The 16,013-nt window shown below is 40.4% G+C and carries 15 protein-coding genes and 1 pseudogene; 5 read left to right on the top strand and 11 right to left on the bottom strand.

Going from position 1 to position 16,013, the window contains the following annotated elements:
* Positions 1-347 precede the first annotated feature (347 nt).
* From QE450_RS23480 to QE450_RS23465, 4 genes are read left to right on the top strand one after another with little or no spacing between them, the layout of a single operon-like run.
* Positions 348-1,739, top strand: a complete 1,392-nt coding sequence (locus QE450_RS23480; protein ID WP_307302513.1) for an NAD(P)-dependent oxidoreductase — start codon at positions 348-350, stop codon at positions 1,737-1,739.
* 53 nt (positions 1,740-1,792) lie between these two features.
* Positions 1,793-3,085, top strand: a complete 1,293-nt coding sequence (preA, locus tag QE450_RS23475; RefSeq protein WP_273614821.1) for an NAD-dependent dihydropyrimidine dehydrogenase subunit PreA — start codon at positions 1,793-1,795, stop codon at positions 3,083-3,085.
* Complete coding sequence (gene hydA, locus QE450_RS23470) at positions 3,082-4,515, top strand: dihydropyrimidinase (RefSeq protein WP_274171008.1); 1,434 nt, start codon at positions 3,082-3,084, stop codon at positions 4,513-4,515. Before preA ends, hydA begins: the two co-directional genes overlap by 4 nt.
* Positions 4,515-4,742 carry a hypothetical protein gene (locus QE450_RS23465; RefSeq protein WP_274171009.1) on the top strand — a complete coding sequence of 76 codons (228 nt, stop codon included), beginning with the start codon at positions 4,515-4,517 and terminating at the stop codon, positions 4,740-4,742. The genes hydA and QE450_RS23465 overlap by 1 nt, the downstream gene beginning before the upstream one ends.
* A gap of 176 nt (positions 4,743-4,918) precedes the next feature.
* Here the strand turns inward: QE450_RS23465 and QE450_RS23460 are convergent, their stop codons facing one another.
* From QE450_RS23460 to guaA, 10 genes and pseudogenes are all read right to left on the bottom strand, one after another.
* Entirely contained in the window at positions 4,919-5,704 is a 786-nt protein-coding gene (locus QE450_RS23460) for a lytic polysaccharide monooxygenase (RefSeq protein ID WP_307302510.1), read from the bottom strand.
* A gap of 63 nt (positions 5,705-5,767) precedes the next feature.
* A complete protein-coding gene (locus QE450_RS23455) occupies positions 5,768-5,971 on the bottom strand; it encodes a carbohydrate-binding protein (protein ID WP_307302807.1) in 204 nt (67 codons plus the stop codon).
* Between the two features lie 6 nt (positions 5,972-5,977).
* A pseudogene (locus tag QE450_RS23450) lies at positions 5,978-6,982 on the bottom strand (chitinase); the annotation flags it as partial.
* A 357-nt stretch (positions 6,983-7,339) separates the two neighbouring features.
* Positions 7,340-8,179 carry a helix-turn-helix domain-containing protein gene (locus QE450_RS23445; protein ID WP_273614817.1) on the bottom strand — a complete coding sequence of 280 codons (840 nt, stop codon included), beginning with the start codon at positions 8,177-8,179 and terminating at the stop codon, positions 7,340-7,342.
* A 194-nt stretch (positions 8,180-8,373) separates the two neighbouring features.
* A complete protein-coding gene (locus tag QE450_RS23440; protein WP_273614816.1) occupies positions 8,374-8,742 on the bottom strand; it encodes a hypothetical protein in 369 nt (122 codons plus the stop codon).
* Between the two features lie 340 nt (positions 8,743-9,082).
* Entirely contained in the window at positions 9,083-10,237 is a 1,155-nt protein-coding gene (locus QE450_RS23435; RefSeq protein ID WP_307302507.1) for a DNA glycosylase AlkZ-like family protein, read from the bottom strand.
* Positions 10,238-10,265: 28 nt separating this feature from the next.
* Positions 10,266-10,901 carry a lysozyme inhibitor LprI family protein gene (locus QE450_RS23430; protein ID WP_307302505.1) on the bottom strand — a complete coding sequence of 212 codons (636 nt, stop codon included), beginning with the start codon at positions 10,899-10,901 and terminating at the stop codon, positions 10,266-10,268.
* 92 nt (positions 10,902-10,993) lie between these two features.
* On the bottom strand, positions 10,994-11,401 hold the full coding sequence (locus tag QE450_RS23425) for a DUF5071 domain-containing protein (RefSeq protein WP_307302503.1): 408 nt from the start codon (positions 11,399-11,401) through the stop codon (positions 10,994-10,996).
* 197 nt (positions 11,402-11,598) lie between these two features.
* The gene (locus QE450_RS23420) at positions 11,599-11,985 is read right to left on the bottom strand and encodes a DUF6794 domain-containing protein (RefSeq protein ID WP_307302501.1); all 387 of its coding nucleotides are present in this window, start codon (positions 11,983-11,985) and stop codon (positions 11,599-11,601) included.
* Positions 11,986-12,146: 161 nt separating this feature from the next.
* Entirely contained in the window at positions 12,147-13,685 is a 1,539-nt protein-coding gene (gene guaA, locus QE450_RS23415; protein ID WP_204826635.1) for a glutamine-hydrolyzing GMP synthase, read from the bottom strand.
* Positions 13,686-13,954: 269 nt separating this feature from the next.
* On the opposite strand from guaA, the gene QE450_RS23410 reads away from it, so the two are divergent.
* Positions 13,955-14,608: a DedA family protein gene (locus QE450_RS23410; RefSeq protein WP_307302498.1), complete on the top strand. Its 654-nt coding sequence runs from the start codon at positions 13,955-13,957 to the stop codon at positions 14,606-14,608.
* A gap of 206 nt (positions 14,609-14,814) precedes the next feature.
* Here the strand turns inward: QE450_RS23410 and QE450_RS23405 are convergent, their stop codons facing one another.
* Entirely contained in the window at positions 14,815-15,990 is a 1,176-nt protein-coding gene (locus QE450_RS23405; protein ID WP_307302495.1) for a M20 metallopeptidase family protein, read from the bottom strand.
* Positions 15,991-16,013: the final 23 nt, after the last annotated feature.

Raw genomic sequence — 16,013 nt, 5'->3', positions numbered from 1 at the left:
AGCAACAAATTAGTTGTACTCTAAATAAAGTAGCGTTCAACCGGACCTGTCTCTGCGCTACTTCTAGCTTTGTTGCTCTATTCCAATCATTTCAAAACAGTCGTCAAAAATTAACTTTCGAAATTAGACACTCTGTCTAGTGTAAAAAAAAGACACATTGACTATAGTTTTAATATATAAATGTCAGAATACATAACTTATATAGATATAAATTATACTATATTTATGATTTTGATGGTATTTATAAATATTTTCAACAAAAAAATCTAAAATATATCGAAAATCTATTAAAATGTGTTACATTATTTAACATTATAAACACAAACAATTCTAAGGAGGTTTAACCGATGGAACATTCTTCTACATTTACTTCATTTTCACCAGATATGTTTATGCGCAACTTTGCTGAAGCAGAGCCTGGTCTAACCCATAAGGGAGCTATAGAAGAATCGAATCGCTGTCTATACTGTTATGATGCCCCCTGTATAACAGCTTGTCCTACCGGAATCAATATCCCTTCTTTTATTAAACGAATCGCTACCGACAATCTAAAAGGTGCTGCTTATACAATTATGGATGCTAATCCTGTGGGAGCCAGTTGTGCACGTGTCTGTCCAACGGAAGAACTATGTGAAGGCGCCTGTGTACTCAATGAAAGTTCAAAACCAATAGATATCGGTAGATTACAACGGTATGCCACTGATTGGGCTATCGAAAAAGATGCACAATTATTCGAAGCAGGTATATCAAATGAAAAGAAAGTGGCTGTCATTGGTGGAGGCCCTGCTGGATTAGCTGCTGCTCGTGAATTAGCACGCGAAGGATTCCAGGTGGTGATCTACGAATCCAAACCACTTGCAGGCGGACTGGATACACATGGTATTGTGTCATTCCGTTTACCTCAGTCCATCTCTCTGTGGGAAGTACAACAAGTTCAACAATTAAGCGTCGATATTCGCACCAATATGAAAGTAGGGGTCGATATCACTTCTGAACAACTGCTAGCTGAATATGATGCTGTCGTATTAGCTGCTGGAATGGGATATGTCCCTCCTATTCGTATAGAAGGTGAACAGCTAGAAGGCGTCTATGATGCGATTCAACTGGTTGAACAGACCAAAACAGGTCAACCTAATATCAATCTGCTCGGCAAAAAAGTAGCTGTAATCGGCGCAGGAAATACTGCAATTGATGGAGCTACCTGTTCTGTACGCTTGGGTGCTGCCAATGTCAAAATGGTCTACCGTCGTACACGTGAAGAAATGACTGCTTATGATTTTGAATATGAATTTGCCAAACAAGAAGGCGTAGAATTCAACTGGTTAACTTTACCGAAACGAATTATCGGTGATGCTACAGGTAAAGTCACCCATCTAGAATGTGTGCAAATGAAATTAACAGGTGAAATCGGTAAAGATGGACGATTAGTACCAATGCCTGTCGAAGGTTCTGAATTTTTAATGCCTGTAGATGCTGTTGTAACAGCGATTGGACAAGAACGTCGTACAGATCTTATCGAACATTTTGGATTGGAACATTCATGGGGAGTTGTCAAAATAGATACTTCTACTCATCGTACTTCTAATCCTAAAGTATATGCGGCTGGCGATATTATATTCGGAGCAGGTCAAGGTGAAGCAATGGTGGTATCAGCAGCACAACAAGGCAAATTAGCCGCTTATGCCATTAGCAAACATTTGCTTCCACAACAAGATCATTCCCTGAGTTCGATCGTATAAGGTGTTCTCTTTTATGGTATAGATGAAATGATATTTATAGGAGGTTGTTAATTATGGCAGATTTGAGTATTGATCTTGCAGGTATACGTTCCCCTAACCCGTTCTGGCTCGCTTCTGCGCCACCTACCAATACAGGGTATCAAGTACAACGTGCTTTTGAAGCAGGTTGGGGCGGAGCTGTCTGGAAAACACTGGGTGATCCGATTATTAATACATCTGCCCGATTTGCAGCCGTTAATTTCAATGGACAACGAGTGGCTGGATTTAACAATATTGAATTGATCTCTGATCGTCCGTTGGATGTGAATCTCAAAGAAATCTATGAAACGAAAAAGCGATTTCCCAATCATGCAGTCATTGCTTCACTTATGGTGGAGCCAACACAATACAAATGGCATGAAATTGTAAAGCGAGTCGAAGATGTAGGTGTGGACGGACTAGAACTTAACTTTGGTTGTCCTCATGGTATGGCTGAACGTGGAATGGGAGCCGCTTCCGGTCAGCAACCTGATCTTGTGCAAGCACAGACCACATGGGCTAAAGAAGTAGCAACTACACCTGTGATTGTAAAATTAACACCAAATATCACAGACATTACTGTAGTTGCCCGTCATGCTGTTAAAGGTGGAGCAGATGCGATTAGTCTTATCAATACGATTAATAGTCTAGCCGGTGTTGATATCCATAGCTGGAATACGATTCCTCATGTAGGAGGCAAAGGTGCACATGGCGGATATTGCGGGCCAGCAGTAAAGCCGATTGCGCTTAATATGTTAGCTGAATGTGCGCGTGATATCAATGTAGGCGTACCGATATCCGGTATAGGTGGTATCTCCACATGGCAAGATGTGGTTGAATTTATGTTAATGGGTGCTACAGGGATTCAAGTCTGTACTGCAGCGATGCATCATGGATTCCGTATTGTTGAAGAAATGATCGATGGTCTGAATAATTATTTAGATGATAAAGGTCTAACATCAGTTCATGAGCTGATTGGTCAAAGTGTATCCCGTTACTCCAACTGGGGTGATCTGGATCTTAATTATCAGGTGGTTGCTCGTATTAATGAAGACAATTGTATTAACTGCAACAAGTGTCATATTGCTTGTGAAGACACTTCTCATCAATGTATAGATATGTTAACGAATGCCGAAGGTAAAAGTATTTTGCAAGTGCGTGAAGAAGATTGCGTAGGTTGTAATCTATGTTCGATTGTATGCCCTGTTGATGGAGCAATAGATATGATCGAAATCGAAAATGGCATGGCACCGATGAGCTGGAACGATCGTCAAAAAATGATCGGTTCACTGAATAATTCCTATACTGGAGCAGAGGTGATTGGATGAAAAAGATTATTCGAAATGGAACGATTGTCACAGCATCAGATACGTATGTCGCTGATTTATTAATCGAAAATGGGATTATTGCCAGTATAGGACTTCATGTAGAAGCTGAAGGTGCAGAAATTATCGATGCAAGTGGTTGTTATGTTTTTCCAGGAGGGATAGATCCTCATACTCATCTGGATATGCCTTTCGGTGGTACAGTAACTGCTGATGATTTTGAGACCGGCACCAAAGCAGCCGCATTCGGTGGAACGACGACAGTAATCGATTTTTGCTTAACGACCAAAGGCAATACATTGCAAAGTGCTGTAGATACATGGCATAACAAATCACGAGACAAAGCAGTGATTGATTATAGCTTCCATCTTATGGTGTCCGAGATTAACGATATCGTACTGGATGAATTACCTCAGATTATCGAAAATGAAGGTATCACTTCTTTTAAAGTATTTATGGCATACAAAAATACATTTCAAGCTGATGACGGTACACTATTCAGAACGTTACAGACTGCTAAACGTGAAGGCGCACTGGTTATGGTACATGCTGAAAATGGCGATGTAATCGAATATCTGGTTGAACAAGCACTCGCCGCTGGACAGACTGATCCGATCTATCATGCACTGACGCGTCCTCCTGAATTGGAAGGTGAAGCGACTGGACGTGCTGCTTATCTTACCGGTCTTACCGATTCACAATTATACGTGGTCCATGTAACTTGTGCTGAAGCTGTCTACAAAATCGAAGAAGCGCGCCGTAAAGGTCTACGTGTATATGGAGAAACCTGTCCGCAATATTTACTGTTGGATCAGAGCGATCTGGAGAAACCCGATTTTGAAGGTGCTAAATATGTATGGTCTCCTCCTCTTCGTGAGAAATGGAATCAAGATGTACTCTGGGATGCGCTCTGGAATGGCAGTCTGCAAACGATCGGTTCTGATCAGTGTTCTTTTAATTTTAAAGGGCAAAAAGATCTGGGACTGCATGACTTCTCCAAAATTCCGAATGGCGGTCCGATGATCGAAGATCGATTCAGCGTATTGTACTCTGAAGGGGTGGCTAAGGGGCGTATCTCACTTAACAAATTTGTTGATATTATCGCTACTGCTAGCTCACGTCTATTTGGACTTTTTCCGCAAAAAGGTACACTTGCAATCGGTAGCGATGCGGATATCGTTATTTTTGATCCTACAGTGAAACGAACGATCTCTGCACAAACACATCATATGAATGTGGATTATAATGCTTTTGAAGGTATAGAAATTACAGGTGAGCCGGTATCTGTACTGAGCAGAGGCGAATTTGTTATTCGAGATAAACAATTTGTCGGTACACCGGGAGCAGGTCAATATTTGCACCGTAATCGGTTTGAAGTACCTACAGTAGAGTTATCTTCTACAGCAGAAAAAGTAAGTGGAGGAATACGATAATGTCTGCGTTCGCTGATTTTGAAAAAGAAAAGCTGGCAATCGATCAATTTCTAGATAGCGGATATGTAGTAGTTGCGATTCAGGAAAATCTGGAAGGCGCACTGGTGAAATTTAGTAAAGATCGCTCTAGTACTAAGCATGATGATCTTCATCTTATTACTGCTGATGCTCGTAAATATCTAACCACTCGCTTACTGATGAATGGACAACTCGCTCGTTCGGTATAACCTCTCCTCTCTTACGCATTTAGATACACTCCAACTCAAAAAAAGCCTATCTACATCGAACCAGTACCTCTTACTGGATTCGATATAGATGGGCTTTGAGCTGTATTGTTATTTCATATCCAATAGAACTATTTCAAAAAACAGATTGAACTGGACATGATATAGCAAACATGAATTTACTGCAATCGCGCTAGCAATTCCCACACATCCGATGTACCAGGAGCTTCTCCACTTGTCCACCATTTGGCACGATACGTTTTGCCGTTATAGCTGACCGTATCTCCACCTACATAAATCCCAGAAGCAGTCCAAGCGTTAGCAGAAGGTTGGTCTGGATTAGTAGGGGGAGTCGGTGGAGTACCTCCTGTACCCTGACCTGTAACATTCACATCGATCACTTGATAAAAAGCATTGGCAGTATCACTAATATCCCATACGCCCAAAATCACATGATAACCACTACGATCTGATGGAATATTAATCGTCTGACTCACATTCGCAGACGGCTTGGCTCCATTATCATTAATGACTGCAATTTCTTGTAATGCACTACGCTTTAGTGGCTCATTTGGATTCCAGCCTTGTTTGGTCATATAATATTTCCAACTGGCTGTCGCATGTTGAGCTGTTAATTTCCATTGCACTTTAAGTGCACCTGTTTTGATATCCGTTTTGTGCCAGCGGGTAGATGTCTGTTCATCTAATGGTGCAAAACCTGCAACCCCTCCACTAGCGATATGTCCATCTGCTGGCCCTGCCGCAGGGTATCCTTTGAGTGCTTCGATACTTTGCGGTTCATACTGTGCACTGCCTACATTGGTATTCAGTCCCAGTGCATTCGATCCTTTGTAAGCACGACTAGCAGGCTGTTCAATATAACCATGTGCCCATATCGTACTGCTCATCAACAACGCACATGTACTGATAGCAACAGTCGCTGTCACCGCTTTTCTCCAATTCATCTATATACCTCCCCAATAATATCACTCACTATGCGGTATAGATTTATGTGATCGAAAAAGAGATTATAGCTGTTGCCATACATCTGCTTGTCCTGGTGTCTCGCCGGTAGTCCACCATTTGGCACGATACGTTTTGCCATTGTAACTGACTGTATCTCCACCAACATATACCGCAGACGCTGTCCATGCTTTGGCTGTTGGTTGAGTAGGATTGGTTGGTGTAGTCGGTGTGGTGGGAGTCGTTGGCGCAGTACCGTTATAGATCAAGTTATAATATGCATTGGAGAATGCTTTATTATACGGTGTTCCTGCGCTATTGCTACCCAGATCCCAGTTCACTGACCATGTCATTAGACCTTTGAGCGATTGACCTTGTGATTGTAATTTGGAAAATACGTTATAGACTACTGTTGGATCTTTGACAGTTCCATTGCCCCCTGCATCTGGATTCGCTGGTAATCCTAGCACTAATTTATCGGCTGGAATCTGTAGTAATCCTCTTGTGCCATGAATAAAGGAATCTGCCATATAGTAAAGGAAATTGTATTTGTCTGCATCTGAATTTTGCGCTAACCATTTGCTCACTTCATCTACCCAAATACCGTCACCTGCTTGATTATATAGTTGAGGCGCTATAAAGTCATAATAACCTGCTAGACTGGTTAAGTATGGTTCGTACGCTCCACCTGGCTTGAGGTATGGAAATTCTGGAGCCATACTGATCAAAAAGTTCTGTCCTTGAGCTTTGTAATGATTTTTGACAATTTTGAGAGCGGCAGGAATAACGGTGGTATTGCTTCCTGCTTTGATCGAATTTTGCTCCAGATCGATATCTAATCCATCAAAACCATACACATCGACCAGACGAATAATTTCATTGGCAAATGCTTGCTCTTGTCCTGCACTCAGTTGCACATGAGCATCTGCTCCACCTAACGAAAGAATAACGGCTGTTCCTCTCGCATTTAATGTAGCCACTTGCTGACGAAATTCAGCATCGGTTCCTCGATCTGGCTTGAACGTAGGAATCCCGTTGCCAGTCATAAAAGCAACTGTAACGACATTATAAGCTGTTGGAGATTCACTTAAAGCAATTGTGCGTGAAGACCCTCCCGCGTATCCATCTTTGGCAGAAGACGTCCAATTTTGCCAGTAGCCCACCATAATTTTTTTACCACTAATACTTGGCATCGTTGAAGCACTATCTGCAGCTTGAGTCGTTGGCATAGATGTTGCTAGCAGTGAACAACTCATTACTCCAGCTAGTACCCATTTCATTAATTTGCCTTTTTGAATGATATTCATTATATGCACTCCTTCAAATAGTGGAATAAGATCATGCGTTATACGACGGTTGATTTTCACGACATCTCCATAGACGATGCAATCACGAACAGACGATCTTCCTCCTTTTCCAATAAATTCCTTATTTCAGGTATAACTGAATTATAATGCTTATATTGTGAAAAACTTATGTATATCCGCATAATATAAGGCGAATTATACATCGCCTTATTCCTTTTCCCATGTGTTACTAAATTAGATAGAACGATCCAAACAAAAAAAACCTTCTCCCTAAGGAAAAGGTGGACGGTGTATTGTGACAGCGACTATGAGGGGTCATCGAATGAAGAATTAATACGTGCAAAATAAATCTTGTAGCAACTGGAACTTGGTGTAACACTGCTCTGCTTTGAATTGTTGTCCAATCTGCTCATAACTATAGCCACATTCATAATACAGTTGATCAAGGTAATAACCGATTTTATGATTTTCACAATAGCGAATACCTTGTGTAGCATATTCAATAGCCATCCGGTAATCTTGCGTATCCGAGTAAGCTTTCGACAAATAATAAAAGATAGGCGTAAACTGATCACTGCCTTCACGATAGACATGAAGTGCACGCAAGCATTTGTGTAACCAACCTATACATGCTCTATAATCTCCATCGAATCCATAGGCAATGGCTAACGCCTGAATCACTTCGATCTCATACAACGCTGGAATTCGCTCGCAATGATATGTTAATTTCAAAGCTAACTGAATCATAGGAAATCCACGATCTACAGCTCCCAGATGCACATAGGCATTTCCTTTCTGATACAGTACAAATTGCTGATCCATCAACGAATAACGACATATCGCTTCTACTTGATGATCTTCAATATATTGCAATAACTCCTGATACATATGCTTTTTTTGCAAATATCTAATATTTTTACGAATACTCTGAATCTCATTGATCTGCTGTTCAGTCATATCGAAAAAAATACGGATATCCAGACTAAACTTATGTGCAATCTGAAATAAAATCTCAGCCGATACCGATTCGACTCCTTTTTCAATACGACTGATCTGCGATTGATTGCAAATCCCTAAAGCCAATTGTTGCTGTGTTAATCCACGTTGCTGTCGAATCTCTCGAATCCGTTGCCCGATCCAGCGGTAATCCAGTACAGTCTGGCTAACCAATGTGCACTACCTCCTGAATACTTCTGTTATACGTCTATCATAAAGATAGAATTGCTCTAGTATCAGGTGTAGAAATACGCATATCGAGAGAATTTCTTAGCATCTATCAAAAAAGAAGATTATTTGTACTATCTCGGATAAACTGTTATTGATTCTGTTGAATAGAAACATACTTACCTAGTATTCTACAGACTTTACGGATAATCTAGTGTCCCTTTGACGACGATATGTTTGCCTTTGCGATCTTCGAATACTTTCACATGCACTTTGGTACCTTCTTGAAATTTGGGAAGATTCATCGTGTAGACTGTTGTTTTGACAGTGGCTTGAAAAGGAAGTGCTGTTGGACGCTCAATCTTCACCACCAATAGAATCTCCGGTTGTCCACTGCTATATTGACCTGTCGGGGTAATCGAGATAATCGTTGCTCGTGCCGAATAACCTTCCAGTATCGTCTGTTCGGTGATACTTTTCTTATTCAAGACTCGTGGTAACACAATCGCAATCACTGCAAAAAAAATCAGTAATCCGATACAACTTAATATCAGCGTTAATGGTTCCAATCCTCTGATCTCCTTTGGCTAACGATAGCTGGTATTATCCATTTCTAAGCCTGGTAATATCCAGATATCAGTCGTAGTGTTATATACATATGGCTTAGATTACAATGTATTATGGTCGTAGCAGTAACATTTAGCCGAGCTAAGTGTTGTTTTTTGTCTTTATGAGCTATTTATACGCTATTTATATTTTATCATGTTCGATGTATAAGCCCTATAGATGTATATATGTTCATATCCGATTAGAGCACATAGGATCTCAGATGCCAAAAAGCCACCTGATTTGAGTTTCAGGTAGCTCAAGTGATTGTTATCTTTTTTCATATCCACATCTATAGGAAGGTTATAAATAAGTGATTTCTTGCGCAGGAATAATCTGCTCTGCTTCTACAAATACACATAAATTCTGCAATATAGATTCAATCTGGCGCTTGTGCTCTACGGCTTGAGTAGAATCGAGTAACGTTAACTTTTGTACCTGTAACTCCCGACGCTGGCGATCATTTTTGAGATCAATCACACCCACAATCTGTTCTCCAATCAAAATGGGCATTGCAAAGTAACCATATTGTCGTTGTTCTTTGGGCATATAACTTTCCAGCTTATAATTCACATCAAATAACTTCAACAACCGTGACCGATCTCGAATCATGTTATCAAAAGGAGATAACAGTGTCGCTGCGCTACCTTCTAACTTTTCCAAAGTAGATAGTAACGAAATATCCTGTGTACGAATAAAATGCTCTTCGGCAAACTGTTCCACCTGTATCTGCTGAATATTCCCTTGTTCCAATTGTTGCTGGATATACTCGCTGACTGCTGTTTTATGGAGGTTAAAGCAAGCTTTTAATTCTTTGAGCGTCGCGATCCCCAAATTCTCAAACGTCAAATCAAGCAAATATGTATTCAGCGTCGGTTCATGTTCCAGTGTCCGATGCTCTTCAATACTCTGATCTGTTATTGTATATAACTTATTGAAATGATGATCTCGACTGACCTTGATCAAGCCTGCACGCCATAATTGGTCTAATGCTCGTCTTGCCGGTGTCATACTCCATGTCGCTCCACTTGATGGCTGATCGTGTTCAATATCCCGCGAACGTAGTGGCTGATTAAGCTGTACTTGCTCATAAATATTTAATATAAAATCTAACTTCGGTTGGTTCATGATCTTCAAATGATGATGTGCAAAATAATGATGCAAATGCTCATAAGAAGAAACTGGCAACAAACACAAAGCAAACAAATACACTTCAAAAATCGACTGCTGCTCATACAATTCTAACAACCATTCCCGCTGATACCGATGATCTCTCGACCAGAAAAACAAATCCTGACTACGAGATAATACATTCATCGTATCAAGCTGGACATAACCGAGTCGATTGAGTGTATGTAATACTCCATTAGCATCCTGATAGTGATTCAAATGAGGTTGTAATAGTCCTTGTTGATGCAATTGCAGACGCTTCATCTGTGCTCTGGTCGTTGTCAGCATAGAATCCTCCTGTTATGGACTGGATATGTTATTGATACACAAATTTCAGTTGATCATTACGTTCATAAGCATATTCCATCAATTGAATAGTTCGTTCACGTGTTCTCGACAATTGGGCACTAACTGCACTTACTTGTCCTTGAGAACCAAAATACGAATCTTTCAAAAACGTATCTTCGACGAATTCTGCTTCTTGTTGATCATACGTTTCCCAACCTTTTTGAGATTGTTGTAACAAAGCGTACTGGGATGCAGATAACTTGGACTTCAATTGTTGCATCGTATTATTCATTTCGATATCCCATAATTTCAAATACTTTCCTTCAAGCGCAACCCAACCGGCGGTCGAGAACTGGCTAGAGTTCTGAAATTCATTATACTCTTTATTGTATGCCCGATCTAACGGATTGTTATGGATCAGATGATTAAATGTATCTTCCGGGTCCATCTGGTAATCGCCATAGTATGGAGTATCCTCTGTAGATTCTTCCGGTTGCTCTGTAGAAGTCTGGTTTGCTTTGGTTGTCTTTTGATTAACTCCAGCCGATGCTGTAACACTTGGTTTGGATGTGGCAGTAGCCTCTGGTGTCGTTGCCTGATGATTCGATTGACCGCAAGCTGTTAATACCGTACATGTTAAAAGTAAACTAATCGTCCATTTCATAAATATTCTCCTCGTATACGTTAGTTGTATCTGATTGTAGATTACATATTAAATTGATATGTAGAATCAAATCGCTATTTTGGTATTTAAAATCATGGATTTTCTGGATCATGATCTAATGTATCTAAAATCTCTTGTGCTGTAATATGACTTTCCGTTGCATACTCCCATTGTGTCGGTGAATCAGCTATCCGACGAATTTCTGGTTCTAGTTTCCGAATCAAAGCTACAGGTAAAAAACCAACAATATATTGCAGACACCATTCGATCCATTCGGTATCATCTGTATGCAATACGTCTCGCACATGAGGAACGATTTCATCAGGAACTGTAAGCAGTATTTTGGACATCGGTATAGCAACAGGCCAGTTAATATCTTGCAACCAGACAAGTAGTTCTGGAAGAATAGGAATTAATGCTTGAGGGTCTAATTGCTGTAATCGCTGGATTGCACCAAAATCAAATTTGGATTCTGGTATTAAGTGATTGGATTCGGTCATGTTCAAGCCCTCCTTTACATATAAATTTCAAAAATGTAGCTACCTCTGTGATGCTTAGCCAAATCATGTGGTTCATCTTATCATGTTCAAAAAAGGAAAAGTAAAAATAATATGAATAATGGATAACATTCTGTAAATTTTGTCTCGATAATTGAACTACATATCAATACTTTGGGTTGTTCAATCTATGTTTAAAACTAACCTCTATGCTCTGTATTTAATCTTCTCCATATTAATTTGAGAATATGACTTGATATCCCATCATTATCTAATAAACCTGTTAGAAGAAAGTAATATAAAGGTTCACTTTCTGAAGTTAGTAAGTCTGGATCTTCTCCAGCTTCAGTAATTAGTACTCTTTTGTAATGTTCTACTAAGTTTGGAACTTTCTCTGGATCGGATAATTCATATGCATTGCGGATAAACATTCCAAATGACCAATGAAATTCAAATAGATTCTTTTCTTCAATATCAAGAAAATGTTGTCTCATTCCATCATCAAGATGATATTGCATAATATGATCTACTATACCTTCAAAAGAATCAATGATTTGCTTTGGAGGTAACGAATTACTTTTATCCATGAAGTTCAATCCTTTCGTTAAGGTCACTTAGACAGGCATTTGTTAACAAATCATGTAACTGCTTAATTTGTAGCATGGATAATCACTCCTTTTTTTGTATACATTATAACTAAAAAAAGCCTCAAAACCTTAGAGATCTAAGATTTTGAGGCTTGGTTATGCTATTCCCACTCAATCGTAGCTGGTGGTTTGGATGTAATATCATACACAATACGGTTTACATTATCGACTTCATTGACAATACGTACCGAAATCTTCTCTAACACATCCCACGGGATACGTGCCCAGTCAGCAGTCATACCATCGATCGATGTTACAGCGCGAATACCTACAGTATACGAGTACGTACGAGCATCGCCCATAACGCCTACGCTCTTCATGTTAGGAAGTGCAGTGAAGTACTGCCAAATTTCGCTTTCAAGACCTGCTTTTGCGATCTCTTCACGCAAAATGTAATCCGAATCGCGAACGATTTGCAATTTATCTTCTGTTACTTCGCCCAAGACACGAATCGCTAGACCTGGACCTGGGAAAGGTTGACGCCATACGATTGCAGCTGGCAATCCGCATTGTTCGCCGACTTTACGTACTTCGTCTTTGAATAGTGCTTTGAGTGGCTCTACCAATTCAAAGTGCATATCTTCTGGCAATCCACCTACGTTATGGTGAGATTTGATCGTTTGTGCTGTCGCTGTACCACTTTCTACAATATCGGTATAAAGTGTACCTTGTGCTAGATACGCGAAGTCACCTAATTTACGAGACTCTTCATCGAAGCAGTAGATAAATTCATTACCGATAATTTTACGTTTTTGCTCAGGATCGTCAACGCCTGCTAATTTGGACAAGAAACGTTCTTGGGCATCGATTTTGACAACTTTCATATCGAACTTACCAACAAACGTCTCCATAACGCTTTCCGCTTCGCCTTTACGTAAAAGACCATGGTCGATAAACATACATGTTAATTGAGGACCGATCGCTTTGTGCAAAAGAATCGCCACTACCGAAGAATCGACACCGCCACTTAGTGCGCACAATACATTTTTGTCGCCGACTTGTGTACGAATCTCTTCGATTGTATCTTCGATAAACGTCTCCATGCTCCATTCGCCCGCACATTTACAAATTTCATATAAGAAATTACGGATCATTTCGTTACCGAACACAGAATGACGTACTTCTGGATGGAACTGTACAGCATACAATTGACGCTCTGCATTACTCATCGCAGCAATTGGAGCCGATTCTGTACTTGCATCCAATACGAATCCTTCTGGCAAGCCGACTACATGGTCACCATGACTCATCCATACGGTGTGACTGGATTCCATGCCTTTATTCAATGCGCAATGTGCCATAAAGTCTACATCAGACTTCCCGTACTCACGCTTCGCAGAACGTTCTACTTTACCGGACAATTGTTGAGCCATTAACTGCATACCGTAGCAAATACCGAAGATTGGCACATTCAGATCATAGATCGCTGGATCGACATGCGGTGCATTTTCTGCATACACACTAGAAGGTCCACCGGAAAAGATGATCCCTTTCGGTGACAATTCACGAATCTTTTCGACCGGGGTATTAAAAGGCATTAATTCACTGTACACGCCTAGATCACGGATACGTCTTGCGATCAACTGGTTGTACTGTCCCCCAAAATCGAGAACTACAATAATTTCACTTGGACTATTCATTCACGAACCTCCCACATTTCAATGAGTCTAATTATACCTATGTGCAAAAGCCACCGTCAAGGCTTCGAACCTTACTACAGCAATTAAAAGTGTACTTTCTTCCACTCTGTATCAAGATTACGTTTACATTTCAGAAATAACGAGATTTCTTTTAAAATAGACCTATTAATAGACTTTGTAGTTTCCGATAGATTATGATGTAATAGATTGTTTTATTTTAGGAAAAATAGTCAAATACAGAGAAATTATAGCACTACGGAGGAAAGCTCATGCAAGTTATACATTATATAGAATCTCTTTTTACACATCATAGTTATCTGGTGCTTTTTCTAGGACTATTGCTTGAATTTATCGCTCTTCCTTTCCCTGGTGAAACTACGATGGGATATGCTGGCTATTTGTCTTATATGGGTCGCCTGAATATAGTGCTATTATTTCTTTGTGCGTTTGCCGGTACAACGATCGGGATGACGATCACTTATTTTATCGGTCGAAAAGCAGGGCTTCCTTTTTTGCGGAAATATGGAAAATGGTTATTGTTGCGAGAGTCGAAGTTGGATAAAGCACAACTGTGGTTTGGTAAATATGGATATACACTTGTATTCTTTGGATATTTTATACCGGGAGTACGTCACTTCACCGGTTACTTCTCAGGTGTTATGAACTTTAAGTTCTGGCGCTTTGCTGCTTACTCGTATAGCGGTGCATTGATCTGGGTTAGTATCTTTCTAGCATTGGGTCGCATTTTCGGACCACAATGGACGATGGTCTTTCACTGGATTCATCACTATTCATTTGAAGCGATTGCGATTATTGTGGTGCTAATCTTGTTCTTTATTCTTGTGAAGTTCCGCAGACGATTAGGAATTGCACTGGTGAATCGATTTGGTAAAAAAAAGCCTGATGATTCCGCAGGTGAATAAACTAAAAGTATAAAAAAGCAGCGAAGAACCGGGCAATAGATGCCACGATCTTCGCTGCTTTTTATTATTTTATATTGAATGTGACACTATTAGACAATACGCTCATACTGCTATTAGTACTTTGTTCTTTTTTGGATGATATTTTTTATTAAGTTCTACATACAAAGTTCTGTTGTATCTTCTCTCATGATATCATCCAGAATAACCTACAGTAATTTCTCTGCTGCAATGCCTAAAAAGACTTTACCCGCATTCACAAGTGCACGTTCATCGATATCGAATCGTGGATGGTGATGTGGGAATGCAGTATCTTCGGTTTCATTTTTCGATCCGACAAAGAAGAAATTACCCGGACGCTCTTGCAAATAATACGCAAAATCTTCCGCTCCCATCGCTGGTGGTAACATCAGAAATGCTTCTTCACCCATCGTATCCACGACAACTTGTTGAACATGCTCTGTCTGCTCCGGTGTATTCACGACGGTTGGATAACCATGAATATAATTAATCGTATATGTCGCATGACTGGCTAATGTAATGCCATGTACCAGATCTCGAATATCCTGCTCAATCTTAGTACGAATCTCTGGATCAAATGCACGTACTGTTCCTTCGATCTTCGCTTTATCGGCAATAACGTTAAAGGCTTGTCCTGCTTGGAACACACCGATAGTCACTACAGCCGACTGCATCGGGCTGATATGACGGGATACGATGGTCTGCAAAGCTCCAACTAACTGGCTACCGATCACGATAGAATCCACTGACAAATCAGGCTGTGCACCATGTCCGCCTTTCCCTTGAATCGTAATTGAAAAGGAATCTGCCGATGCCATTGCAGGCCCTGAAGCTGTCCCGATTTTACCTAATGGAAGAGCACTTGCCAGATGTGCACCGTACACTTCATCGACTCCGTCCAATGCTCCATCTTCGACCATCGCTTTGGCTCCACCTGGAAGAAGTTCTTCAGCATGTTGGAAAATAAACCGAACCTTTCCTTTCAAATGTGCTTGCTGATCGCTAAGTACACTGGCTACACCCAGTAGTGCCGCTGTATGCCCATCATGTCCGCAAGCATGCATCACGCCATCATTTTGCGAACGATAGTCTACTGTATTTTCTTCATGAATGGGCAGTGCATCAAAGTCTGCTCGAAATGCTATCGTTGGGCCTGCTTGTGCCCCTTGTAGATCAGCGATCAATCCGCCTTCGCCTACACCTGTACGTACTTCATACCCGAATCCTTTCAACGTATCTGCAATATATTGAGAAGTTTTCACTTCTTGAAAAGATAATTCAGGGAACTTGTGCATATGTCTACGCCAAGATACCATTTGATCAAATTGTGCTTCGATTGCTTGTATCCATTGTTGTTTTGTCATAAGTGTGTGCCTCCTTGAATAGT

Origin of the sequence: Paenibacillus sp. SORGH_AS_0306 (assembly GCF_030819345.1) — a bacterium.
Taxonomy (GTDB): domain Bacteria; phylum Bacillota; class Bacilli; order Paenibacillales; family Paenibacillaceae; genus Saccharibacillus; species Saccharibacillus kyungheensis.
Note: the sequence above shows the minus strand (reverse complement) of the source record. Positions and strands in the feature narration are given on the sequence as shown.